A 26273-nucleotide genomic window follows, 5' to 3' on the forward strand; every position below is an offset into this window, starting at 1 on the left:
GGTACTTATAAGTTTTTTAATGCCAATTTGATCAATTCTTCTACACTTCCATTTGGCATTTCTTTAATTATTTTATCGAGGATTCTTTCAGATTGTTTTCGAGCAAAACCTAATACTTCCAAAGCAGATAACGTTTCTTCTTTGTTTGTATTGCTTTGAGACATTGAAACTTCTTCAAGATCGTATAATTTTAAGACTTTATCTTTTAATTCTATGATGACACGCTGTGCTGTTTTGGCTCCAATTCCTTTTACACTTTGAATGGTTGCCACATCAGCCGCACCAATAGCTTCACATATTTTTTCGGAAGTTAACGAAGACAACATTGTACGTGCTGTATTTGTCCCAATTCCTGAAACAGAGATTAATAAACGGAAAACAGCGCGTTCACTCTTTTGAAAAAATCCATAGAGTGCTTGTACATCTTCACGTACATAATGATGTGTAAATAGTTTTATATTTTCTTGATTCGGGATTTGAGAGTACGTCGTCAGAGAGATATTGATGAAATATCCTACTCCATTACATTCTATCACGACATCCGTTGGATTTTTCTCTACGAGCTTCCCTTGTATGTGAGTAATCATTTATCTGCAACTAGTTAAAGTTCCAAATGTAATAAATTTATTCACATTTACTTAACGATTTTTGGCTTTAATATATGATTTTGGTATACTAATCGTTTTTAAGATTCTTCTTTTCGTAATTGCCATTTTTCTTTTTCCTGTGCATCTACTACTACAACAGCCGCCATATTGATGATTTCATCTACACTTGCGCCCAATTGCAATATATGAACAGGCTTGCTCATTCCTAACATTATAGGACCAATAGAATCGGCTTTGTTTAGCTCTTTCATGAGTTTGTAGGTAATGTTTGCCGCATCTAAGTTTGGAAATACAAGCGTATTGACTTCTTTTCCTGCTAATTTTGAAAATGGAAATTTCTCGGCTAACATTTCTTTGTTTAATGCAAAATCTGATTGTACTGCGCCATCTACATTGATATCAGGATAATATCTGTGCAAATAATCAACGGCTTCGCCTACTTTTTTCGCTTTTTCATGATCTGATGAGCCAAAGTTTGAATACGATAACATGGCAATATTAGGTTCGAGTCCGAACATTTTTACCGTTAACGCTGTCATTTGAGCAATTTTTGCCAATTCGCGCGCAGACGGATCAATATTAATAGATGTATCTGACAAGAATATAGGGCCACGTTCCGTGATCATTAAGTTTGTGGTAGCTACTTTTTTAACACCTTTTGCTGTTCCTATAAGTTCTAGCATTGGTTTTACAACTGTTGGATAACTTCTAGAATACCCTGAAATTAATCCATCAGCATCTCCTTCATTCACCATCATTGCAGCAAAATAGTTACGCTCGCGCATTTTACTTTTCGCGTCAAGCATAGAAACTCCTTTTCGCTTTCTCGATTTCCAATAGATTTCAGCGTAGTGTTTTCTTTTTTCTCTTTGCTCGTTTTTTTTAGGATCGATGATTTGTACTTTCCCATCAAATTCTAGTTCTTCACAAAGTTCACGGATAATTTTTTCGTTTCCAAGAAGAATCGGAATCGCTATTCCTTCATCATATACATATTGCGCGGCTTTTAACACATCTAAATGATCTGCTTCTGCAAATACAATTCGTTTCGGATTTGTACGTGCTCTTTTGTGTAATAAGCGAATGATTTTATTGTCGGCTCCTAAACGCTGTAAGAGTTCTTCTTCGTACTTTACCCAATCTTCAATTGGTTCTGTAGCTACACCAGAATCCATTGCCGCTTTTGCAACAGCTGGTGGAATTTTAGCAATAAGTCGTGGATCAAATGGTTTTGGAATGATGTATTCTGTTCCAAAGTTGAGATTTGTTTCTCCGTAAGCAATGTTTACTTGTTCTGGCACTGGTTCTTTTGCTAGTTCAGCTAACGCTTTTACAGCCGCCATTTTCATTGCTTCGTTAATTTTGGTTGCTCTCACATCTAAAGCACCACGAAATATGAATGGAAAACCAAGTACATTGTTTACCTGATTTGGATGATCGGAGCGTCCTGTAGCCATGATGATATCTTCACGCGAAGCGATCGCTGCTGCATATGAAATTTCGGGTGTCGGATTTGCCATTGCAAATACAATTGGATTTGCCGCCATTGCCCGTAACATGTCTTGTGAAACGATGTCTCCAACAGAAAGTCCTAAGAAAACATCGGCTCCTTTCATTGCATCTGCTAAAGAATCAAAGTGTTTGTCTGTTCTGAAACGCGCTTGCATTGGCGACAAGTCGGTTCTGCCCTTGTGTAATAAACCATCCGCATCAAACATGGCAATGTTTTCCAGTTTCGCGCCAAGCGCCACATATAAATTCATACATGAAACTGCCGCCGATCCTGCTCCAGAAACTGCAAAACGTACATTTTCAATTTTTTTATCTGCCAATTCTAAGGCATTGATTAATGCCGCAGAAGATATGATGGCCGTTCCATGTTGATCGTCATGCATTACGGGAATATCTAATTCTTCTATGAGTCTGCGTTCTATTTCAAATGCTTCTGGAGCTGCAATATCTTCTAAATTGATTCCTCCAAACGTTGGTGCTATATTTTTTACTGTTTCTATGAATTTGTCAACATCTTTCGTATCTACTTCAATATCGAATACATCAATATCCGCAAATATTTTGAAGAGTAATCCTTTACCTTCCATTACAGGTTTTGAGGCTTCTGGGCCAATATCGCCCAAACCTAATACAGCCGTTCCGTTAGATATTACAGCTACTAAGTTTCCTTTTGTGGTGTATTTGTAAACGTTTGCTTTGTCTTTTGCTATTTCTAAACAAGGTTCTGCAACACCTGGTGAATACGCTAATGATAAATCGCGTTGGGTAGAATATCTTTTGGTAGGAACCACTTTGATTTTTCCTGGCTGTGGTTTCGCATGATATATAAGTGCTTCTCTCCTTTTACGTTCTGTATTACTCATATGAATGGGTTTCATCGCCTTTGGCTAGTTTGTCAATTGCTGGCAATATGAATTTGCAAATTTAAATGTCTGAGTTTAAAGGAAAAAATTTAATATGATTTCTTTGGTATTATTTAACGGAAAGTCTGTATATGAACTTATTATTTTGTTTTCAAAAAATTGATATTTCGTACCAAACCCGTATATTTTGTTCGCTTTACAGCAGATTTTTTAAAGATTTCACTGAATACTTCTTGCGTGATTTCTTCCCACTCTTTTTTTGTCATAGACAATAATTCTGGATGCGGATTAAATAATGGTTCATTGTGTGGTTTTGAGAACCGATTCCACGGGCAAACATCTTGGCAGATATCGCAACCAAACATCCAATTGTCAAATTGTCCTTGTACATGCGTTGGAATTTCATTTTTTAGTTCGATGGTAAAATACGAGATACATTTGCTTCCATCAACCACATACGGATCTACAATGGCTTGCGTAGGACATGCGTCAATACAGGCAGTACAGCTTCCACAATGATCTGTAATTGGAGAATCGTAATCTAATTCTAAATCAATGATTAATTCTGCAATAAAATAGAACGAACCTACTTTTTGCGTGAGTAAGTTGCTATGTTTCCCTATCCAACCCAAACCACTTTTTGCTGCCCAAGCTTTGTCTAATACAGGTGCAGAGTCAACAAATGCACGTCCTGAAACTTCGCCAATTTCTTCTTGAATAAAGTTGAGTAAGTGCTTTAGCTTGTCTTTGATGACGAAATGATAATCCGTTCCGTATGCGTATTTTGAGAGTTTTGGCGCTTCAGAATCTTTTTGTGTTTCTGACGGATGGTAATTTAGCAATAATGAAACTACCGATTTGGAATCGTCAACCAATTTTGTTGGATCTAATCGCTTGTCAAAGTGATTTTCCATGTATTGCATTTCGCCATGCATGTTTTTATTGAGCCAAGCTTCTAATCGTGGTGCTTCTTCTTCCAAAAATGCTGCTTTTGAGATTCCACAGGATAGAAACCCAAGTCGTTTTGCAGCTTCTTTAATCTGTTTTGTATGTCTTTCTTTTACATTCAAGAAGTACGTTTTATAAATTTTAGTTGTAAATCAATTGGTTTTAGTGTGATTAATGGCGCAATTTCTATTGGCTTTTGATCTGTTTCGATATGATATTTTTTTAATACTGAATTTACCGATAACATCATTTCATAGAGTGCAAAACCATTTCCGATACACATTCGCGGACCTGCGCCAAATGGAAAGTAATGTCCGGCTGTTTTTTTACGATTTTCATCTGAGAAACGTTCTGGAATAAAATCATCTGGATTGTCCCAATATTTTTTGTTTCGGTGCAATTCGTAAAATGAAATACCTATCATTGTTCCTTTTTCAATGTTAAATGTTGCAAAAGAATCATCTTCAATCGCAACTCTATCTGTAATCCACGCTGGCGGATATAATCGCATGGATTCTTCTATACAATTTTTGACATAGTTTAGTTTGCTCAACTTTTCCATATGCGGTAAAGCGTCGTCAACCGTATCCACTTCAGCAACTGCTTTTTTTAGTATTTGTGGATTTTTTGCGAGTAAGTGAAATGTAAATGTTAGTGCATTTGCAGTTGTTTCGTGTCCTGCCACAAAGAAAATTAAGATTTCGTCTATTAATTGTTCGTTGGTCATGGACGTTCCATCATCTTCATATTTTGCTTCTAATAGCATATCTAACAAATCGTCATGTGCTCTGTCTGACAAACGACGTTCATCAATAACTTTGTTAATGATATCGCGACTTTCTTGAACTAAAACCATATGTTTTTTGACCAAACCACTTGCTTTGTACCACCATTTTTTGTGTGGTTGACGAATTTCGCGAATGATAAAGTCTTGTAGTTTTTCAATGATTTCTTGTAAACGATACATCGTATGATCGTCTGAAGAATAGTTGAATAATGATTTTGCTACCACATGAAACGCCAATTGATTCATGATTGGATATAGCGCCACTTTTTCACCTTCTTGAATCGTTTGCAGTTGTTTTTCAATTTCGCCTTCCATGATAGAAACTAGCTTTTGTAGTTTTTCTTTGTGAAATGCAGGTTGAATGAGTCTACGTTGTTTTAACCAATAATCGCCACTAGCCGTCAACAATCCTTTTCCAACGTATTTGGATAGGAATTTCGTTTGAATTTTCGATTTGTTATAGTTTCGATGATTTTTTCGCAGAATGTGTTTTGTAATTTCTGCATCACGCGTCAACATTACCGTTTTAGCAAATGGTGCTTTTATTGCAAACGAATCACCATGTTTGTCAAAACCTTCTTTGTGAAACGGAATCGGGTTTCGTGTTATGGAGGATGATCTCAACAACAGATTTAAGAAAGGAATTTTATTTGGGTATTTGTACATTTTCGAGTGTTTGGTGTTGGTTCGCTTGGATTTTGGTTTTGGGTTTTGTTATGAAAACTATGAAACGTTTTTGCGAAATTTTGAAAAAAATTGAAGCAATCTGTTTGGTTTAAAATTTTAAAATAAGATTACTTCGTCGTTAACTCCTTGTAATGGCGAAATTAACACACAATTACAGATTTAGCATTTATCATTCCTAAAACAATCCGCCTTGCGTTGCACCTTTTATTCTTCCTAAGTGTTTGTATGCTAATTCGGTTACTTCTCTTCCTCTTGGTGTTCGGATGATGAATCCTTGCTGTATGAGAAATGGTTCGTATACTTCTTCAATGGTTTCACCACTTTCAGAAACTGCCGTTGCCAGCGTTGTGATTCCGACTGGACCACCTTTGAACTTGTCGATGATAGTTGATAGAATTCGATTGTCCATTTCATCCAAACCATAGGTATCTACATTGAGTGCTTTTAGACTGTAACGAGCAATTTCTATATCAATACTACCATTTCCTTTTATTTGAGCAAAATCGCGAACTCTACGTAATAATGCATTTGCGATACGCGGTGTTCCACGACTTCTTCCTGCTATTTCTATAGCCGCTTCCATTGTGATAGGAACATTGAGTATTTGCGCGCTTCTTTGCACTATAGTTGATAATAGTTCGGTAGAATAGTATTGCAGTCTGCTTGCAATTCCGAAACGCGCACGCATTGGCGCTGTTAACAATCCGGAACGCGTGGTTGCGCCTACTAGTGTAAATGGATTTAGATTGATTTGAACCGTTCGGGCATTTGGACCAGATTCAATCATGATATCGATTTTGTAGTCTTCCATTGCAGAATAAAGATATTCTTCTACAATTGGACTTAATCGATGAATTTCATCTATAAATAGTACATCACGTTCATCTAAATTAGTAAGTAGTCCTGCTAAATCACCTGGCTTATCTAATACTGGACCAGAAGTAACTTTTATGCTTACTTCGAGTTCGTTTGCTAGGATGTGTGCTAGTGTCGTTTTCCCTAATCCTGGAGGACCATGAAATAAAGTATGATCTAATGCTTCTTCTCTTAAGTTTGCAGCTTGCACAAAGACTTTTAGGTTTTCTAGTACTTGATCTTGCCCTGTAAAGTCTTCAAAGGATAATGGTCTTAATGCTTTTTCAACGTCTAATTCTTCTGGCGAGTAGTTGTCGCTATTGGGATTTAAGTTTTCGTTCATAAAGATTTGAATTCAGATGTAAGCCACTACTTTTCTTCTTCAACATGCAACAGCTTCATAACAAAGATAAGAGAAAAACGCCATAGCGTCATGATTTGAGCAACGTTGTTTTTGTTATTTCAGCATCAAGTTATATCACAATATTTACAAATACATTGATGTAAGTTTTTTATTTCAACCAAAAAAGTAATAATATTACAGCACGTATAACCAAAAATTATTTAATTATGTTAAAAAACATTTTACAGTTAGAAGGCGCAACGTCTTTACCGAAGAAAGTACAAGCAGAAATTAGCGGTGGAGGTATTAATCCTCGAAACCTTTGCCAAGTTTTTTGCCCGAATGGTTGCCATTGCGCAAGTCCTCCTTTTAATGATTATTGTTTATTTAGTAGTGATCCAAAGCAAGGGCAATTTTGTCATGCGCTGTAACTTATTTTAAAACAAAAAAAAGAGTCACTTTAACAGTTAAAGCGACTCTTTTTGTATAGTATTTTTTCGTCTTTACGGGATTTTCTTTTTCATGAGATCTCCATTTTCACGGAGATGTTAGTGATGTAACTCTTCTTCACCATCTTTCATTGGTGTATTCTGAGGAACGAAGTCATCATCATGTCCTGGCTTACTGTAATCATATGCCCAACGGTGTACATGAGGAATTTCTCCTGGCCAGTTTCCGTGCATATGCTCTACTGGTGCTGTCCATTCTAATGTGTTTGATCTCCATGGGTTTTGCGGTGCTTTCTTTCCAAAGAACATACTTCCGAAGAAGTTGTATAGGAATACTAATTGGAATGCTCCACCAATGATAGCAAATAATGTAATTACTACATTTACGTTTGCTAAATCATCAAATAATGGGAATTCAGAGTTTGTGTAGTAACGTCTTGGTAAACCAGCCATTCCTATAAAGTGCATTGGGAAGAATACTCCGTACGCACAGATAGCTGTTACCCAGAAGTGAACATACCCTAAGTTTTTGTTCATCATTCTACCAAACATTCTTGGGAACCAGTGATATACTCCCGCAAACATTCCGTATAGTGCAGATATTCCCATTACTAAGTGAAAGTGTGCTACAACAAAGTATGTATCGTGAACGTTGATATCTAATGTACTGTCTCCTAAAATAATTCCTGTTAATCCTCCGGTGATGAATGTTGATACTAATCCGATAGAGAATAGCATTGCTGGATTCATCTGCAAATTCCCTTTCCAGAGTGTTGTGATATAGTTAAATGCTTTTACCGCTGATGGTATTGCAATTAATAATGTTGTGAATGTAAATACAGATCCTAGGAACGGATTCATTCCTGAGATAAACATGTGATGTCCCCAAACAATTGTTGATAAGAATGCAATTGCTAAGATGGATGCTACCATGGCTCGATATCCAAAAATCGGTTTTCGAGAGTTGGTGGCAATAACTTCTGAGGTGATACCTAATGCAGGAAGTAATACAATGTATACTTCTGGATGTCCTAAGAACCAGAATAAGTGTTCGAACAGTACTGGCGAACCTCCTTGATAGTGCAATACTTCTCCTTGTATGAATATATCGGATAGATAGAACGATGTTCCGAAACTTCTATCAAATATTAATAATAATGCCGCTGATAATAATACTGGGAACGAAACCACACCAATGATAGCCGTTACAAAGAACGCCCAAATTGTTAGTGGTAATCTTGTCATAGACATTCCTTTTGTACGAAGGTTGATTACCGTTACGATATAGTTTAATGAACCTAGCAATGAAGATGCAATGAATATTGCCATTGATACTAGCCATAACGTCATTCCTAATCCTGATCCTGGAATTGCTTCTGGTAAGGCACTTAATGGTGGATAGATTGTCCAACCTGCTGATGCCGCTCCACCTTCAACAAATAAAGATAATACCATGATTACACTTGAAATGAAGAATAACCAGTACGATACCATGTTTAAGAATCCTGAAGCCATATCTCGTGCTCCAATTTGCAATGGAATTAGTAAGTTACTGAATGTACCACTTAACCCAGCCGTTAATACAAAGAATACCATGATAGTACCGTGAATAGTAACTAAGGCTAAGTATTTGTCTGCACTTAATACACCGCCTGGTGCCCAATTCCCTAAAAATACTTCAAAGATTGTAAATGATTCCTTTGGCCATGCAATTTGCATACGGAAAAATATAGACATCATGATACCAATAACTCCCATGATTGTACCTGTAATTAGATACTGCTTGGCAATCATTTTATGATCTTGACTAAATATATATTTAGTGATGAATGTCTCTTTATGATGATGTCCGTGATCGTCGTGTCCGTGATCTTCTGCGTGTACTGCTGTTGCTGACATATCTATATATTATATCTTTTAATGATTCTTTTAATTATTTCTATTTTCCGAAAGTTTCTTGTGTTGCGATCCACTTATCGTAATCTTCTTGACTTTCTACGATTACTTTCATTTGCATGTTGTAGTGCGATTCACCACAAATTTTATTACATAATAAAAGGAAATCGAATTCGTATGCTTCTAATGCATCTTCACCTTCTGCTAATAGTTTTTCACTTTTAGCCGCTCTGATGTCATTTATACGTCTTACTTTGTTTGTAATTTTTGCTGTTTCGCGCATTTCCTCAGTCGTCATTGATGGCGTCATAGCAAATTCTGTAGTTTGCCCCGGAACACAGTTCATTTGCATTCTAAAGTGTGGCATATACGCTGAGTGAAGTACATCTTGCGAACGCATTTTGAAAACTACTTTTCTATTGACAGGCAAGTGTAGTTCTTGAACAACGATATCATCTTGTGCATACGGATCTTCCGTATCTAAACCTAAGATGTTTGCCGCAGGACCTAAATCGATTAAGCGAACATTAGCTTTTCCTAATACATTGTCTTCACCTGCGTATCGTGCTTTCCAGTTGAACTGTTGTGCATATAGCTCCACTACAATTGGATCATCTTCCATGTTTACATCCATGATTTCATTCCACGTAAATAATCCGTAAAGAATTAAACCTGCTAATGTTATTACTGGAATGATTGTCCAAATAAATTCTAGTTTATCATTATCAGCATAGTACAATGCTTTTCTACCTTCTTTTCCTCTGTATTTGAATGCGAAGTAGTGTAATAATGCTTGTGTAAGTGTTTGCACAAAAAAGATCAATACCATCGATATGATCATTAATGTATCAACAGTTGCTCCGTGTTCAGATGCGGCATTTCCAATTAATGGTAAATCACCCCATTTTACGAAACATATTATGGTGATAATGTATATGAACATCAAGAATCCCATCATAAGGTATCCATTGATATTGTTATCCTTGTCGTTCGCTACCTGAGAATTATCTGCTTTTGCTTGAGATAAATCGAAAATCTTCGTCAGCTGCCAAATTGCGATTGCAATGAGGATAATTACTATAAACGTTAGTAAACCAGTAGTCATCTTATTTTATACTGTTTTGAGATTAATTAATAATGAAATTGTTTACTTTCTTCAATAAACGGATTTCGTTTTGCCAATAATGGTGCTTTTGTCAATGTAGTAAATACTACAAGTATGAATAATCCTAAGAAGAACAATATTCCTCCTATTTCTGGTATTCCTAATGACCAATTTGGACCAACTGTAGCTGGCATTACCATATTGAATACATCTATGTAGTGACCAAATAAGATTACAATACCTGCAATTACTATAATCCAATTAAGTCTCTTAAAGTCACTATTCATTAAGATTAATAATGGGAATATTAAGTTCAGTGCAATCATTCCAAAGAATGGCAAGTTATAGTCTTCAATACGTGTGATGAAGTATGTTACTTCTTCTGGAATGTTTGAATACCAGATTAACATGAATTGAGAGAACCATAAGTATGTCCAGAAAATACTAATTCCAAACATAAATTTTGCTAAATCGTGTAAGTGACTATCATTTACATATGGCAATAGTCCTTTTGATTTAAGATATATTGTGATTAGTGCAATTACTGTAATTCCTGACACAAACATACTTGCGAATACATACCATCCAAATAGTGTACTAAACCAGTGGTGATCGAAAGACATAATCCAATCCCAAGACATCATTGATTCTGAGATTAGGAATGATACTAAGAATACAGCCGCTAATCGAAAGTTTTTCTTGAAGTTACTGTTATCGTTCGATTCATCTTGACGTAAAGAAAAGCGTCTAGAAATTTGACGATATGCTATCCAAATACTACTGTAAATTATAGCTCTGATGATGAACCAAGGTCCATTTAACCATCCTTGTTTACCAGCAGTTAACTTATCAAAATGTGGGCTATCTGGATTTACTAATTCTGGATCCATCCAATGGAATAAGTGATTCCAATGCATTACAGAACAAGCAATTAATATAATCATTACAATTGTTCCAGGAATAATGTATGCTGTGATTCCTTCCATTACTCTAAATAGTACTGGCGACCATCCTGCTTGTGCGGCACGTTGTATTGCATAAAAAGCCAATACTCCTAATGATATCATCATAAAGAAGAATGCCGCAATATATATGGCAGCCCAAGGCTTGTTTTGTAATTGTGTTAGTTTGTGCTCATCGTGCTTTGCTGAATCATGGTGACCAGCTTCTGCTCCATGATGTTCTTCCGAAGCATGCGCATCGTCTTGAGACGCTTCTCCATGATGATCATTTGTTGCATGAGCATCCGTTTTGTGATCGTCATGATGTGCTGTTTTTCCATCGTCATGACTTGCTTCTTCTCCATGTCCACCATGACCATGTGAAGCTTCATGAGCTTTCATTTCTTCTACAGAACCTGGTGTAGTAGCAAAACTAATTCCTACCAAGACAAGTCCAAGTAACATGGAAATTATTGCGAAAAGTCTTAATCTATTTGAAAACGTATACATTGTATATAATTCTATGTCTTTATTGATCTTATTTTAAATCTGCCTTCAACTTTAATACATGTTGAACAACTTGCCAACGCTCTTGCGTGTCTAATTGACTAGCATGTGATCCCATGTTGTTTTTACCATACATAATTACGTGGTAAATACTTCCTTCTGTAATGGCTCTTGCAGGATCATTGTATTTTGGAATTCCTAAGAATTTTTCACGTTGTGCTAAAATTCCGTTTCCGTCTCCTTTGTTTCCATGACACACAGCACAGTAAATACCGTAAAGTTCTTTACCTGTTGCCATATTTTCTTCAGTGGTTAGTAATGGAGATCTCAATTCTGCTTTTGCCGCGTCGTATCCTTCGTTGGTATTTTCATACTCATAAGGCATCCAACCTCTTTTTACACTTCCTTCTGCTGGAAGTTGTGCTTCCATTTTTCCTTCAAATCCTCCAAAAGGAACACCATCAACTTCTTGATAAGCTTCGTATCCTACAGGCGCATACATATTTGGAAAATACTGGTAGTTTGGCTGTGATTTATTAAAGCATGAAGTCATCAGCAATGCTGCTCCAAAAACGACTCCTATTTTTATAAGGTTCTTTATCATCTTATTAATGCTTTTTTTCAGTGACTTTAATTTCTGTAGCACCTGTTGCTTCCAACAATGCTGTTAACTTATCTTCATTTCCTCCATGAACAGCTACTTCCATTAAGAAATGATCATCTGTTGTTCGTGGATCAGGATTTTCAGCTTGTTTAAATGGCCATAATTTACTTCTCATGTAAAATGTGATTACCATTAAATGTGCCGCAAAAAATACTGTCATTTCAAACATAATTGGCACGAATGCTGGCATGTTTTCTAAGAAACTAAAACTTGGTTTTCCACCAATGTTTTGTGGCCAATCAACAATCATGATATAATACATCATTGTTGATGCAACCGCTAATCCAACACATCCATACATGAATGCTGTGATTGCAAGTCGCGTAGGCTCAAGTCCCATAGCTTTGTCTAGTCCATGTACAGGAAATGGCGTATACACTTCTTCGATATGATGATTTTCTTGACGTACTTTTTTCACTGCTGACATTAGCACATCGTCATCGGTATACATTGCTTGTATTACTTTACTACTCATGGTTACCGTCTCTTAGTTTTTTATATTTTTCTCCTGATGATTTTAAGATTGATTTTACTTCCGCCTGAGCAATTACAGGGAATGTTCTTGAATATAGTAAGAACAATACAAAGAAGAATCCAATCGTACCTATAAATATTCCTATATCTACAAACGTTGGTGAAAACATTGTCCATGATGATGGAAGGTAATCTCTGTGTAATGATGTTACGATAATTACGAAACGCTCAAACCACATTCCAATGTTTACGACAATAGAAATTATAAAAGAGAATACAATACTTGTTCTCAGTTTTTTAGACCACATAAATTGTGGAGAAAATACATTACATGTCATCATTGCCCAATATGCCCACCAGTAAGGACCAGTTGCTCTGTTTAAGAATGCATATTGTTCGTATTCAACTCCTGAATACCATGCGATGAATAATTCTGTGATGTATGCACAACCAACTATAGAACCCGTAATCATAATTACAATGTTCATTAATTCGATGTGTTGTACTGTAATATAGTCTTCCATATTACATACTTTTCTCATAATAATCAATAGCGTATTTACCATTGCAAATCCTGAGAAAATCGCTCCTGCCACAAAGTATGGAGGAAAGATTGTTGTATGCCATCCTGGTATTACAGACGTTGCGAAGTCAAACGATACAATGGTATGTACAGAAAGTACTAATGGTGTTGCCAATCCAGCTAATACCAATGACACTTCTTCAAAACGTTGCCAATCTTTAGCACGTCCACTCCATCCAAAACTTACTAAACTGTATATTTTCTTTTGGAAAGGCTTTACAGCTCTATCTCTAATCATTGCAAAATCTGGCAATAAACCTGTCCACCAGAATACTAATGATACAGATAAATATGTAGAGATTGCAAATACATCCCAAAGTAATGGTGAGTTAAAGTTTACCCATAGTGATCCAAATTGATTTGGAATTGGTAATACCCAATATGCCAACCAAGGACGTCCCATGTGAATAATTGGGAATAATCCTGCTTGTACTACTGAGAAAATGGTCATTGCTTCCGCAGAACGGTTAATTGCCATTCTCCATTTTTGACGGAAAAGTAACAGTACGGCAGAAATCAGTGTTCCTGCGTGACCAATACCAACCCACCAAACGAAGTTTGTGATATCCCAAGCCCAACCGACAGTTTTGTTAAGACCCCAAACTCCAATACCAGTAGATATTGTGTAAATAATACATCCAATTCCCCAAAGGAATGCTACTAATGCAATAGAGAATACTATCCACCATTGCTTGTTGGCTTTTCCTTCTACAGGAGCAACAATATCAAGAGTTACATCGTGATATGATTTGTCCCCAGTTACTAAGGGTTTTCTTATAGGTGCTTCGTAATGCGACGCCATAATCCGTTTATAATTGTTTCTTATTAATTCTTTTTTTATGCTTCTTTTGTATTCCTAACCTTCACGTGATATTGTACGTTTGGCTTCGTTCCTACGTGCTCTAGTAAATGATACATACGATCGTCTTCTAGTAATTCAGCTACTTTGCTTTCTTTGTCGTTGATATCTCCAAATACCATTGCACCAGAACTACATGCTGCTGAACAAGCCGTTTGGAATTCTCCATCTTTAATTTCACGTCCATCACGTTTTGCATCAAGAATTGTTTTTTGTGTCATTTGAATACACATAGAACATTTTTCCATAACTCCACGAGAACGTACTACTACATCTGGATTTAATACCATACGACCTAAATCGTCATTCATATGATAATCAAATTCGTCATTCTTATTGTATAAGAACCAGTTGAATCGACGCACTTTATAAGGACAGTTGTTTGCACAGTAACGTGTTCCCACACAGCGGTTGTATGCCATATGGTTTTGACCTTGACGACCGTGCGATGTTGCCGCAACAGGACAAACCGTCTCACATGGAGCATGGTTACAGTGCTGACACATTACTGGTTGGAAAGCTACTTGTGGGTTTTCTGCTGGATCTTCTAATCCTAAGAAGCCATCTAATGAACCATTTTCTCCAAATAATCCACTAAAGTTTTCTTTCCTGTCATCATCTCCTTCAAATGTTTCTTCAGAAGAATAGTATCTATCAATACGCAACCAATGCATATCTCTACTTCTTCTTACTTCCGTTTTACCAACAACTGGCACGTTGTTTTCTGCGTGACATGCAATTACACATGCTCCACATCCTGTACAAGCGTTTAAGTCAATTGACAAGTTGAAGTGATGTCCGACAGAACGATCAAATTCATCCCATAAATCAGCCTCTGGTGAAGTTGCAGCGATCATTTCATGATCTTTAGACACGTGTGGCATTACATTCCACCCATGTTTTTTATCTTCTTTATCGTACGTATTGAAAATTTCTAACGTTGTTTCCTTTACGATATCACCTCTACCCATTAAGGTATTATGCAGCTGCACACAAGCAAATTTGTGCTCGCCAGCAACAGGATCAATTGATACTGCCTGAACTGTATTGAAATTATTGTAAACTCTATAAGCGTTTACACCTGTTTGCATGTCTTCTTTGATTCCAGCTTCTTTACCATATCCTACTGCCAAACCAACAGTTCCTGGCGCTTGTCCTGGCTGAATAATTACAGGTACATTTTCAATAACCTCATTATTCACAGTAATATTTACATAATGACCATTTAATCCGCCATTAGCAACATTCCAGTTTTCTAACTCTTTTGCTTTTGCATCTGCCTGAGATATTGTCAAGTAGTTGTCCCAAGAAGCTCTTGTAATTGGATCAGGAAATTCTTGCAACCAAGGATTGTTTGCTTGCTGTCCGTCTCCCATTCCTGTTTTAGCATATAATACTAACTCCATTCCGGTAGCGGCTTTTGTTCCAGCTAATTTTCTAGCCTGTGCAGAAGCGTCTGTACTTTGAGTAGCAACTTCTTCAGTTTCTCCTTCTCCTTCTCCTTGTCCAGCGTCAGCTTCTTCAATTGCATCTGTAGCTTCATCAGCTAAACCGATAGTCATACTAGTTTTGTAAACACCATCATGTACTGCTTTGTTCCAAGAAGTACCAAGACTTAGTATACCTGTAGACCACGTATCCTTGATGTACTCATAGTATGTTTTTTCATTTCCAGTCCATTTTAATAAAGCATCTTGAAATTGTCTTGTATCAAATAATGGACGAATTGTAGGTTGCATTAGACTGTAATGACCTTTTTTCATTTCTACGTCTCCCCAAGATTCTAAGTAATGTGGAGCCGGAGCAATGTATTTTGTATTTAGAGCTGTTTCGTCTTCTTTTAGTGTAAACGTTACCGCTAATTCTAGTTTTTGCAAACTTTCAGCAAACTCGTCTCCGTTGGCTAATGTGTATACTGGATTTACACCAGCCATGATGATTCCGCCAATAGTTCCGTTTTTAGCATCTGAAACTACTCTCTCGACAGCGCTATCTTTACCTTGTCTTATTTTGCGAGGTGCATCTGTATCAATTACTTCACTATTGATATACTCATTAATTGCTAACACTAAGCTTTGCGCATCTACATCATTGATTCCAGATACGACAACCGCTTTTGTTTTTGCTTGTTTGATTTGACCAACTGCTTTTGCAATCGCATCTTCAGCTTTGTCAGAGAGTTTTCTTCCAGAAACACTATTCCCTGTAATTCCTGCATAAATTTTAGCTAGAGCTACTTTTTGATCAGCTGGTGATAATGGCACACGCTTGTCGGCATTTGCACCAGACAATGTCATGTTTGATTCAAATTGAATGTGTCTTGACATTTTTGCATTACCATTTTTCCCAGTAGGAATTCTTCCTTTGGCATACCCATCATCATACCCACCACCTTGCCAATCTCCTAAGATATCAGCTCCGACAGATACAATTAGTGTTGCTTTAGAAAAATCGTAATCAGCTAAACCTCTTTCTCCGTATTTTGCTTCGTAAGCATCTAACGCAGTAGATTCAGATATTGCATCATATATTACATGACGAACATTTGGATATTTAGCTTTGAATTCTCCAACCAATTTAGCCGTTGAAGGACTTGCAAAAGTTTGTGTTAGCAATACAACTGGTTTTCCAGCGGCATTTAACTGAGTTAACTTTTGTCCTATTTCCGTGTCTAATTGTTCCCAAGAAGCATCTTCGCCAGCAATTTTTGGTTGCTTTACTCTCATGCTATCATACAAGGATAACACAGATGCTTGAATTCTAGCATTTGCGCTTCCTTTTACAGCTGCTTCTTTATTGTTTTCAACTTTGATTGGACGACCTTCTCTTGTTTTAATTAAGATACTTGCAAAATCGTATCCATCTGCAATTGTTGTTGCATAGTAGTCAGCAACACCAGGAATAATTGTTTCTGGTTGCACTACATAAGGAATAGATTTAATTACGGGGCCTTCACACGCTGCCAATGTAGCGGCGGCTGTGCTAAAACCAACATATTTAAGAAAGTCTCTACGAGAAGTTGAAGAAGACTCTAACGTCTCTTTATCCCCTAAGAATTCATCTACAGGAACTTCTTCTACAAACTCATTCTGTCTAAGCGTCTCAACAATGGAGCTATTCTCATTTAACTCCTCAACACTTTTCCAGTATTTCTTGTTTGATGCCATATTATATATATAAAATTAGCTTCTTAATTAATATTAATAGTGACATTTTCCACATTCTAACGCTCCCATTTGAGACGCTTTGAATGATTCAACACCATATTTCTCTTTTAACTGCTCATGAATTTTTTCGTAATAAGCATTTCCTTTTACATTCACATCTGTATCTCTGTGACAGTTGATACACCATCCCATTGTTAATGGAGCATGTTGCTCTACTATTTCCATTGCTTCAATCTCTCCGTGACATTTTTGACAATCAACTCCTGCTACAGAAACGTGTTGTGAGTGATTAAAATATACGAAATCTGGAAGGTTGTGAATACGAACCCATTTTACTGGTTTCGGCTCATTTACGTATGCTTGTTCTGCTGGATCCCATCCTGTAGCTTCATATATTTTCTGAATTTCTTTATCATAGAAATCTTTTGAATATTTAGCTGAAGTTTCACCGTTGTATTCACCGATATTCATGTGACAGTTCATACAAATGTTTAGTGATGGAATTCCTGAATGTTTACTTACTCTTGCAGAAGAGTGACAGTATTTACATTCTATTTTGTTATCTCCTGCGTGGATTTTGTGCGAGAAGTGAATTGGCTGAATTGGTTGATATCCTTGATCTACTCCAACTTGCATTAAGTATCCGTATGCAAAGTATGCAGATCCTAATAGGAAGAAGATTGTTGTTATAATTACCAAGAACTGGTTTTGCGCAAATGCTTTCCAGATTGGCGTTCCTTTTGTTTCTTCTTCAAGATTTAATGTTCCGTTTGCAACCGCAAATTTACGAAGTGTCTTGTTCACTAAGAATAAACCTAAAGCTAATAAACCGAATAATACGATTAATGCCCAAAGTACCATTTGATTTGAGAAGCCTGACTCAACTACCTGAACAGACTTTTTATCATCGCCTGACTTAACTGGCGGCTCAGCAGCTGTATACGCAAGAATATTGTCAATATCCTCATTTTTCAGTTGTGGAAAAGCAGTCATGGCTTTCTTTCCGTTAGCTTCATATACTTTAACCGCATATGCATCTCCAGACTTAATCATTGCACTACTGTTCTTAATCCAACTGTACAACCATTCTCTGTCTAAACCTTCTTCATCAGCTAAACGTTGCTCAATATTTCTCAACATTGGACCCGTTGAAGCTTTATCTAACTTATGACAAGCAGCACAGTTTGCATTAAATAAACCTTTACCCGCTTTAACTGCAGCCTCATCTTGTGCAAAGAGAGAAGTTGAAAATGCCAGCATTAGCGCTAGCGCGATTCCTAAAATTCTTGAAATTGAATTACGGTGATTCACCTTTTTCATATTTTAAAGTCTTCTTAATTTGGCATGGTTTTTTCAGAGTTTATTATAAACTTAGATGTTCATGCATTTTCCAAATTTGAGCAAAAATACAAATAGCGTTTAATTTGAGAAATGTTAGAGAACTCTTAATTTGTAATTTATAGTAATTCTAAATAAGATTTCTCTACTAAAGTTCGTTAGTATATTTTACATTTGCACTAAATTGTATTCATTATGAGATTTTTAACAATGAAAAAGATAACCATTATTGCATTAAGCGCGTTTTTTTATACAGGAATTACCAGCGCACAGGAAGGACAGATTAACTTGTCTAAAAACCCTAAAATAGATAAATTACTTACATATAAGACAGAAATTAACCAAGAAACGGATAATGACAACCGTTATAAGATTCAAATTTTTAACGGAAATCGCAAGAATGCCGAAAGAGCAAAGTCGAAATTTGAAATAAACCATAGAGACATGCAGGCAAAAATGAAGTTTGAAACTCCAAATTATAAAGTTTGGGTTGGTAATTTTAGAACAAGTTTGGAAGCTGATCGTTATTTGGAAGAAGTGAAGAAAACGTTTCCAAATGCTTTTGCATTTATACCACCAAAGAAGAAAAATTAAATGTTTTTAATATTTTGTATATAAAAAAAGGATCGCAATTGCGATCCTTTTTTTATGCGTTTGAATTGATGATTTATTTCAATTTCTTTTTCACTTCTATTTCTTGGAAACATTCTACAATATCACCTTCCTTGATGTCGTTGTAGTTTTTAACTTGTAATCCACAGTCATATCCTTTACTAACTTCTTTTACGTCGTCTTTGAAACGTTTTAACGAAGCTAATTCACCTGTATAAATTACAACACCATCACGAATTAATCGGATACCAGCGTTTCTATAAATTTTACCATCTGTTACCATACAACCAGCAATTGTTCCGATTTTAGAGATTTTGAATGTTTCTCTAATTTCAGCATTCCCAGTAATTTCCTCTTTCATTTCAGGAGATAATAATCCTTCCATTGCATCTTTTACATCGTTGATAGCATCGTAGATGATTGAGTATGCTCGGATATCAATTTCTTCCTTATCTGCAACCATTCTTGCATTTCCTGCAGGTCGCACATTAAATCCGATAATAATCGCATCAGAAGCACTTGCCAATAACACATCACTCTCTGTGATGGCTCCAACTCCTTTGTGAATGATTTTTACTTCAATTTCTTCCGTAGATAGTTTCTGGAATGAATCGGTTAACGCTTCCACAGAACCATCCACATCACCTTTTAGAATGATATTTAATTCTTGGAAATCTCCAATTTTTATTCTTCGACCTATATCTGTTAATGTTGTTCTTCTTTGCGTTCTTACAGATTGTTCTCTTAGTAATTGCGTACGCTTTGCTGCAATTTGTTTTGCATCTTTTTCGTCCTCAAATACATTGAACTTGTCACCTGCTTGTGGCGCTCCATCTAAACCAAGAATTGAAACTGGTGTTGAAGGATTTGCAGTTTTCACTTTTTTACCACGTTCATCAAACATTGCTTTGATTTTACCACTGTGCTTTCCAGCAAGTAAGTAATCACCAATTTTTAATGTACCGTTTTGGATAAGAATTGTTGATACATATCCACGACCTTTGTCAAGGAATGCTTCTACTACAGTTCCTACTGCGTTTTTATCTGGGTTTGCTTTTAACTCAAGTAATTCTGCTTCAAGCAATACTTTTTCTAGTAATTCATCAACCCCTAATCCAGTTTTTGCAGAGATATCATGCGATTGAATTTTTCCTCCCCAATCTTCTACAAGAAGATTCATGGATGCTAATTTCTCTTTAATTTTTTCTGGATTTGCTGTTGGTCTATCAATTTTGTTTATCGCAAATATGATAGGAACACCTGCCGCTTGTGCGTGACTGATTGCTTCTTTTGTTTGAGGCATTACATCATCATCCGCTGCAATTACAATAATTGCAATATCGGTTACTTGCGCACCACGTGCACGCATTGCTGTAAAGGCTTCGTGACCTGGTGTATCTAAGAATGTTATTCGTTGACCACTTTCAAGTGTTACACCATATGCTCCGATATGTTGTGTTATTCCACCTGATTCACCTGCAATTACATTTTCTTTACGAATATGATCTAATAAGGAAGTTTTACCGTGATCAACATGTCCCATTACTGTTACAATTGGTGCTCTTGGTGATAAATCTTCAGGCGCATCTTCTTCTTCTTGAATTGCTTCTTCAATATCAGCCGCAACGAAGTCTACACTAAATCCGAATTCTTCGGCAACTATTGATAGCGTATCCGCATCAAGACGTTGGTTCATGGTTACCATGATTCCAAGCATCATACATTTAGAAATGATTTCGTTGATTCCAACATCCATCATTGTTGCAAGTTCACCAACAGTTACAAATTCTGTTGCTTTTAATACTTTGCTTTCTGCTTCTTGTTGCTCTAGCGTTTCTTCGTTTTTCTGTCTACGTACATCACGCTTATCTTTACGATATTTTGCTCCTCTGGACTTGTTACTTTTCCCTTGCAGCTTTTCAAGCGTTTCACGTACTTGTTTTTGTACTTCTTCTTCTGTTGGCTCAACTTTAGCCACAGGAGCTTTACGTACTTGTCCTCCACGACGGTTTCCTCCACGATTACCTCCACGATTTCCACCGCGGTTGTTATTGTTTCCGCCTGAACGGTTATTATTTCCTCCTGGACCTGATTTAGAAATACGCTTACGTTTCTTTCTTTTGTCAGCTTCGGATTCTTTTTTGTTATCGTCTTTTTTCTTTTTGGCCTTGTTAAATTGTGTCAAGTCAATTTTTTGACCTGTCATTTTAGGACCTGAAAGTTTTTGATATTTTGTAGTAATTACTTTCTTTTCTGGCTCGGTTGAAGTTTCCTCAGTTTTAGCAGGTGCTTGGGCAGGCTTTTCCGTTGCTTTTGCTTTTGGCTCAACTTTTTTAGTTTGCTTAACCTCAACCTTTGCAGGTTTTTGAGCTGGCACAACTTTTGGAGCTTTTACTACAGGTGCTTCTTTTTTAGGAGCTTCTTTCTTTTCTACTGCTTTTGGTTGTTCTTGTTGCTTTGGCTGTGCTTGAACTTCCTTCGCAGGAGTAGCTTTAGGTGCTTCTTCAGCTTTTTTCTGTACCGGCTTCGATTTTTCTTTTTGAGGGTTTAGATCTATTTTTCCAATCGTTTTTGGTCCAGAAAGATTTGCTTTTGCACGCACCACTTCTTCACGCTGCATTTTTCTACGTTGTGCTTCTTCTTGTTCTTTTACAAGTTGTTCTCTCAACGCTTCTTTCTCCTTCCTTTTCTCTTCTCCTAATTCCTTAGAAGCTACTTTTTTGCTTTTGTCGGTTTGAAAACCATCAAGCAACACGTTGTATACTTCCTGCGATATTTTTGTGGTCGGTCTTTTTTCCACAGAATGTCCATTCTGCGACAAGAAATCCACAGCTCTATCGATTGAAATATTCAATTCGCGTAGTACTTTACTTAGCCTTATTTTGTTCTGTTCAGCCATAAGCTATTTTAAATTTTTACCCTCTTTTAAAATAAAAAAATTGCTTTTTCTATTTCATTAATCTTCGAATTCTTCTTTTAGAATTCTAATTACTTCCCCTACGGTTTCTTCCTCTAAATCAGTTTGCTTTACAAGGAAGTCTAATTCTTGGTCTAGAACACTTTTTGCGGTGTCTAAACCAATTTTCTTAAATTCTTCAATTACCCAAGCTTCAATTTCATCTGAGAATTCAGTTAATTCAACATCTTCTTCAACACCTTCACGATATACATCTATTTCATATCCTGTAAGTTGTCCTGCCAATCTGATGTTAAATCCACCTTTTCCAATTGCTTTTGAAACTTCTTCTGGTTTTAAGAATACTTCAACACGCTTTGTTTCTTCATTAATTTTTAATGAACTCACTCTTGCTGGACTTAAGGCACGTGTTATGTATAGTTGTAAGTTTGTTGTGTAATTGATTACATCTATATTTTCGTTCCCTAACTCTCTCACGATTCCATGGATACGAGAACCTTTCATTCCCACACATGCTCCAACAGGATCGATCCTATCATCATAAGAATCAACGGCTACTTTTGCTTTTTCACCTGGTATTCTTACTACTTTTTTCACTGTTATTAGTCCGTCAAAAACTTCTGGAATTTCTTGTTCAAATAATTTTTCCAAGAATTCTGGTGCTGTTCTCGACATGATAATCATAGGCTTATTTCCTTTTAAGTCTACTCTATCAATAATTCCTCTTACATTTTCTCCTTTACGGAAGAAATCAGATGGAATTTGGTTTTCTTTTGGCAACACAATTTCATTTCCTTCGTCATCTAATAGTATTACAGCTCTGTGCCTGATGTGATGCACTTCTGCTGTGTAAATATCACCTACTAAATCTTTAAATTGCTTATAGATTGTTGTGTTATCGTGTTCGTGTATTTTAGAAATTAAGTTTTGACGTAATGCTAAGATTGCTCTTCTTCCAAGGTCAATTAATTTTACTTCTTCCGACACATCTTCATCTACTTCAAAATCTGGTTCAATTTTTCTTGCCTCTGTAAGTTCAATTTCCTGATTCGGATCTTCTACTTCTCCATCTGCAACAACAATTCTGTTTCTCCAAATTTCTAAATCACCTTTATCAGGGTTTATAATGATATCAAAATTATCATCTGACCCAAATTTCTTTTTTAATGCATTTCTAAAAACATCTTCTAAAATCGCCATTAGCGTTACACGATCTATTAGCTTGTCGTCCTTAAATTCTGAAAACGACTCAATCAATGCTAGATTCTCCATGACATGTCTTTAATTAAAATGTTACCATAACTTTTGCTTTTACTATATCTTTATAAGGTATTTCTTGTTCTTTTTGAACCGTTATTTTACCTTTTCCAATGGGTTTTGGCTCGCGCGCTTTCCATTGCAGTTTAATTTTTTCATCATCAGCTTCTACCAAAGTACCTTCTACCTTTTTGTCGTTAGCCATGACTACTTCCAATTTTCTATTTACATTTTTTTTGTACTGACGGATGTGTGTTAATCCTTCCGAAACACCTGAAGAATATACTTCTAATGAAAAATCTTCTTCTTCTCTATCTAAGTTGTGTTCAATGTGACGACTTACCTTCATGCAGTCACTTAATGTAACTCCATTATCTCCATCTATCACAACAGTGATTTTGTTTCCTGCTTTAATTTCTTTTGAAATCAAGAATAAAGACGGCTCTTCTGAGAGCACCTCTTGCAATAAATTATTAACCTTCTCTTTGAACATTTTTTAGTATGAAAAGAGGGGACTTAAAGTCCCCTCATTTTTATTCTTTTCTTCGTACAACGGTGCAAATATACATATTTTTTCGAATTTTAAAAACTATTCGAACAAAGGATTTTATTTGTAACTTTAGTACATATATTAAAATTTCACCTCAATTATGAAAAAAATCCTTCTTCCCACTGATTTTTCCGAACAAGCTACATATGCTTTAAAAGTTGCCGCTTCTTTGGCTAAGCAAAATAATGCCGAAATTCACTTGATGCATATGCTCGAACTTCCGTCACATTTATTGTCTGGAGACACTAATTTAAATGTCCCTGAACAATTGTTGTTTATGAAGATTGCCAACGAACGCTTTGAGAAAACGATGGAGAAAGCGTATATGAAAGATATTAACGTGCATGTTACGGTAGAATCGCAAAAAGCGTTTGACGGAATCACGGAAGCTATTAATCAATATGATATTGATTTGGTTGTTATGGGTTCTAGTGGCGCTTCAGGATTGAAGGAAATGTTTATCGGTTCTAATACGGAAAAAGTGGTTCGTACTTCGGATGCGCCTGTGTTGGTTATTAAAAATGATATTGAGAATTTTAATGTAGATAGCTTTGTGTTTGCTTCTAATTTTTCAGACGATCAAAAACTCGTGTTTGAACAAGCGTTAGATTTTGCAAACAGCTTTAATGCGAAACTATATTTATTATATGTAAATACTCCAAATCGTTTTGTAAGTACAGCAAAAGCCGAAAAGAAGATGAACGATTTTATTGCTGATTTTGAGATTCCAAATTTTGAAAAGCATATTTATAATGATGATACTATTGAACATGGAATTTTGAATTTTTCAAAGTCTATTGATGCCGATTTGATCGGAATGAGCACACACGGAAGACAAGGTTTGGCACATTTTTTTAACGGAAGTATTAGTGAAGATTTGGTAAATCATGCAATGCGACCTGTGATTACGTTTAAAATTTAATGAAGATTGAACGATTTATATATAAAAAATCCCAATCATAATTGATTGGGATTTTTCATGAATTTACTTTTTTTATCGTTCGTTATGTTGGAAATCTACTTCTCCTGCTGGATGATAGATGAATCCGTTGTAACCAATATCATGACAATATTCCACCAGATATTCTCCAATAAAATCATCTCCATTGTTGATAGTAAAACTTACAGGGAAGTTAAACCCAAATGTTCCTGCACTTTGTGTTTTAAGACTGTATGTAAGTGTAAAAGAAATCGTTTTTGTACTTCCGCCATCAGATTCAAAACATGCTATTTTCATTCTGTTACCATCTCCAACTGGATTTCCTGGTGATGGTTCTCTATTCCAAATGATGGAGCTGAAATTAGGATAATGCCATGAGTTATCGCCACGCACATTATTTATTTGACCCGTACGCAAATAGCTCAATGCCGGACCGGTTACTGTAACTCCACCATTTTGCAATGTGTAGTTAACACCATCTGCCCAAATGATTACAAAAAACCATTCACCTTTCCCTCTAAAAGCTCCATCGTAATCGTTTTCTGTTCTAAAGCGCCATAAATTTTCTGTGCCGTTTTCGCAATCGCGTTCGCAAGGTTCGTTACAACTTGGCGGTGGCGGTGGTGGCGGTGGAAATCCTCCGCCTGGCTCTTCGTCGTCAATTGGCACCAATTCAGCATTTACTGATCCTGTACTTACTTTGATTACTTTTCCGTTTTCATATGAAAATAAAGTAACTACCTCATTACCATTTGCCTTTGCTAATGCTTCTTCATTTTCAGGCACATATACTTCACTGTTTCTTACTATGAACGCTTTAGAAGTTGGCTCTTGACTTAACATTTCTGAGTGTAAAATTCCTTTTTTATAATAGTAAATGATTTCCATCGGATCCATATCATCAAAACCGTTATCTACGTATACACGATTGGAAAAATTTGGTGTTTTTTTATCTCCAATTAACAAGACAGACATTGCAGGGTTTGTTTTTAAAATTTCTTTTATTTTTTTGGTTCCTGCTTTGGTATTAGATTCTTCTAAGATGTTGTTAATGGATTGATTTCCGAATTCCTGCGCAGTTTGCTTTCCTTGCATTCCCGCATAAAATTCTTGTTCATAATATCCTGTTTGTTGTAATTGTAACGCCTTTTCTTGTAACACTTCATTCATTCCTGAGTGCTTATCGATTGCTACTGAGAGTAATCGAGCGTATTCAAATAAGCCCTCATATTCAGGCGCTTGTTTTGCTATTTCTGTCTGGTCTAATGAAATGTTTTGCTCTTCTACAGCAACCTCATCATTAGAACAAGCAGTCATAAACATGAGTGCTATTGCTATAAAAGTTATTTTTATATGTTTTGTTTTCATATTATTTTGGTTTTGGTCTTCCGTACTCTTTTATTTGATTTTA

General features: G+C 36.1%; 20 protein-coding genes. 3 read left to right on the top strand and 17 right to left on the bottom strand.

The genetic code is table 11. The features are described from left to right. Positions 1–5: 5 nt before the first annotated feature. The 5 genes from ruvA to ruvB form a co-directional block, all read right to left on the bottom strand. Positions 6–587: a Holliday junction branch migration protein RuvA gene (ruvA, locus tag ACQ654_RS10750; RefSeq protein ID WP_430410331.1), complete on the bottom strand. Its 582-nt coding sequence runs from the start codon at positions 585–587 to the stop codon at positions 6–8. Between the two features lie 98 nt (positions 588–685). Then, positions 686–2983 carry an NADP-dependent malic enzyme gene (locus ACQ654_RS10755; RefSeq protein ID WP_430410332.1) on the bottom strand — a complete coding sequence of 766 codons (2298 nt, stop codon included), beginning with the start codon at positions 2981–2983 and terminating at the stop codon, positions 686–688. A 140-nt stretch (positions 2984–3123) separates the two neighbouring features. Beyond that, positions 3124–4053 (bottom strand): tRNA epoxyqueuosine(34) reductase QueG, encoded by a 930-nt coding sequence (queG, locus tag ACQ654_RS10760; RefSeq protein WP_430410333.1) that lies wholly within the window; start codon positions 4051–4053, stop codon positions 3124–3126. Continuing rightward, positions 4050–5384, bottom strand: coding sequence for a cytochrome P450 (locus tag ACQ654_RS10765; RefSeq protein WP_430410334.1), 1335 nt, complete (start codon positions 5382–5384; stop codon positions 4050–4052). The genes queG and ACQ654_RS10765 overlap by 4 nt, the downstream gene beginning before the upstream one ends. A gap of 196 nt (positions 5385–5580) precedes the next feature. Then, positions 5581–6603, bottom strand: coding sequence for a Holliday junction branch migration DNA helicase RuvB (gene ruvB, locus ACQ654_RS10770; RefSeq protein ID WP_430410335.1), 1023 nt, complete (start codon positions 6601–6603; stop codon positions 5581–5583). 227 nt (positions 6604–6830) lie between these two features. Between ruvB and ACQ654_RS10775 the strand changes: the two genes are divergently transcribed. Beyond that, entirely contained in the window at positions 6831–7034 is a 204-nt protein-coding gene (locus tag ACQ654_RS10775; protein ID WP_430410336.1) for a hypothetical protein, read from the top strand. A 117-nt stretch (positions 7035–7151) separates the two neighbouring features. Here ACQ654_RS10775 and ACQ654_RS10780 read toward each other — a convergent pair whose 3' ends face one another. Genes ACQ654_RS10780 through ACQ654_RS10815 form a run of 8 tightly spaced genes read right to left on the bottom strand, consistent with a single transcriptional unit; the run spans position 7152 to position 18568 of the window. Further along, positions 7152–8951, bottom strand: coding sequence for a cytochrome c oxidase subunit I (locus ACQ654_RS10780; protein WP_430410337.1), 1800 nt, complete (start codon positions 8949–8951; stop codon positions 7152–7154). 40 nt (positions 8952–8991) lie between these two features. Next, complete coding sequence (locus ACQ654_RS10785; protein WP_430410338.1) at positions 8992–10053, bottom strand: cytochrome c oxidase subunit II; 1062 nt, start codon at positions 10051–10053, stop codon at positions 8992–8994. A 26-nt stretch (positions 10054–10079) separates the two neighbouring features. Continuing rightward, a complete protein-coding gene (locus ACQ654_RS10790; protein ID WP_430410339.1) occupies positions 10080–11504 on the bottom strand; it encodes a quinol:cytochrome C oxidoreductase in 1425 nt (474 codons plus the stop codon). 28 nt (positions 11505–11532) lie between these two features. Beyond that, entirely contained in the window at positions 11533–12105 is a 573-nt protein-coding gene (locus ACQ654_RS10795; RefSeq protein WP_430410340.1) for a c-type cytochrome, read from the bottom strand. A gap of 4 nt (positions 12106–12109) precedes the next feature. Next, a complete protein-coding gene (locus tag ACQ654_RS10800) occupies positions 12110–12640 on the bottom strand; it encodes a DUF3341 domain-containing protein (RefSeq protein ID WP_430410341.1) in 531 nt (176 codons plus the stop codon). After that, the gene (nrfD, locus tag ACQ654_RS10805) at positions 12633–14024 is read right to left on the bottom strand and encodes an NrfD/PsrC family molybdoenzyme membrane anchor subunit (RefSeq protein WP_430410342.1); all 1392 of its coding nucleotides are present in this window, start codon (positions 14022–14024) and stop codon (positions 12633–12635) included. The genes ACQ654_RS10800 and nrfD overlap by 8 nt, the downstream gene beginning before the upstream one ends. A 35-nt stretch (positions 14025–14059) precedes the next feature. Then, a complete protein-coding gene (locus ACQ654_RS10810) occupies positions 14060–17248 on the bottom strand; it encodes a TAT-variant-translocated molybdopterin oxidoreductase (RefSeq protein WP_430410343.1) in 3189 nt (1062 codons plus the stop codon). A 33-nt stretch (positions 17249–17281) separates the two neighbouring features. Beyond that, positions 17282–18568, bottom strand: coding sequence for a cytochrome c3 family protein (locus ACQ654_RS10815; RefSeq protein ID WP_430410344.1), 1287 nt, complete (start codon positions 18566–18568; stop codon positions 17282–17284). Between the two features lie 213 nt (positions 18569–18781). Between ACQ654_RS10815 and ACQ654_RS10820 the strand changes: the two genes are divergently transcribed. After that, positions 18782–19180: an SPOR domain-containing protein gene (locus ACQ654_RS10820; RefSeq protein WP_430410345.1), complete on the top strand. Its 399-nt coding sequence runs from the start codon at positions 18782–18784 to the stop codon at positions 19178–19180. Between the two features lie 73 nt (positions 19181–19253). Here ACQ654_RS10820 and infB read toward each other — a convergent pair whose 3' ends face one another. From infB to rimP, 3 genes are read right to left on the bottom strand one after another with little or no spacing between them, the layout of a single operon-like run. Continuing rightward, positions 19254–22097, bottom strand: a complete 2844-nt coding sequence (gene infB / locus ACQ654_RS10825; RefSeq protein ID WP_430410346.1) for a translation initiation factor IF-2 — start codon at positions 22095–22097, stop codon at positions 19254–19256. Between the two features lie 57 nt (positions 22098–22154). Beyond that, positions 22155–23387, bottom strand: coding sequence for a transcription termination factor NusA (gene nusA / locus ACQ654_RS10830; protein ID WP_298419051.1), 1233 nt, complete (start codon positions 23385–23387; stop codon positions 22155–22157). A gap of 13 nt (positions 23388–23400) precedes the next feature. Then, positions 23401–23865, bottom strand: coding sequence for a ribosome assembly cofactor RimP (gene rimP / locus ACQ654_RS10835; protein ID WP_430410347.1), 465 nt, complete (start codon positions 23863–23865; stop codon positions 23401–23403). A gap of 157 nt (positions 23866–24022) precedes the next feature. Between rimP and ACQ654_RS10840 the strand changes: the two genes are divergently transcribed. Beyond that, entirely contained in the window at positions 24023–24844 is an 822-nt protein-coding gene (locus ACQ654_RS10840; RefSeq protein WP_430410348.1) for a universal stress protein, read from the top strand. 72 nt (positions 24845–24916) lie between these two features. On the opposite strand, the gene ACQ654_RS10845 is transcribed toward ACQ654_RS10840, so the two are convergent. Continuing rightward, entirely contained in the window at positions 24917–26230 is a 1314-nt protein-coding gene (locus ACQ654_RS10845) for a hypothetical protein (protein WP_430410349.1), read from the bottom strand. Positions 26231–26273: the final 43 nt, after the last annotated feature.

Source organism: Kordia sp., assembly GCF_965283645.1.
GTDB lineage: Bacteria > Bacteroidota > Bacteroidia > Flavobacteriales > Flavobacteriaceae > Kordia.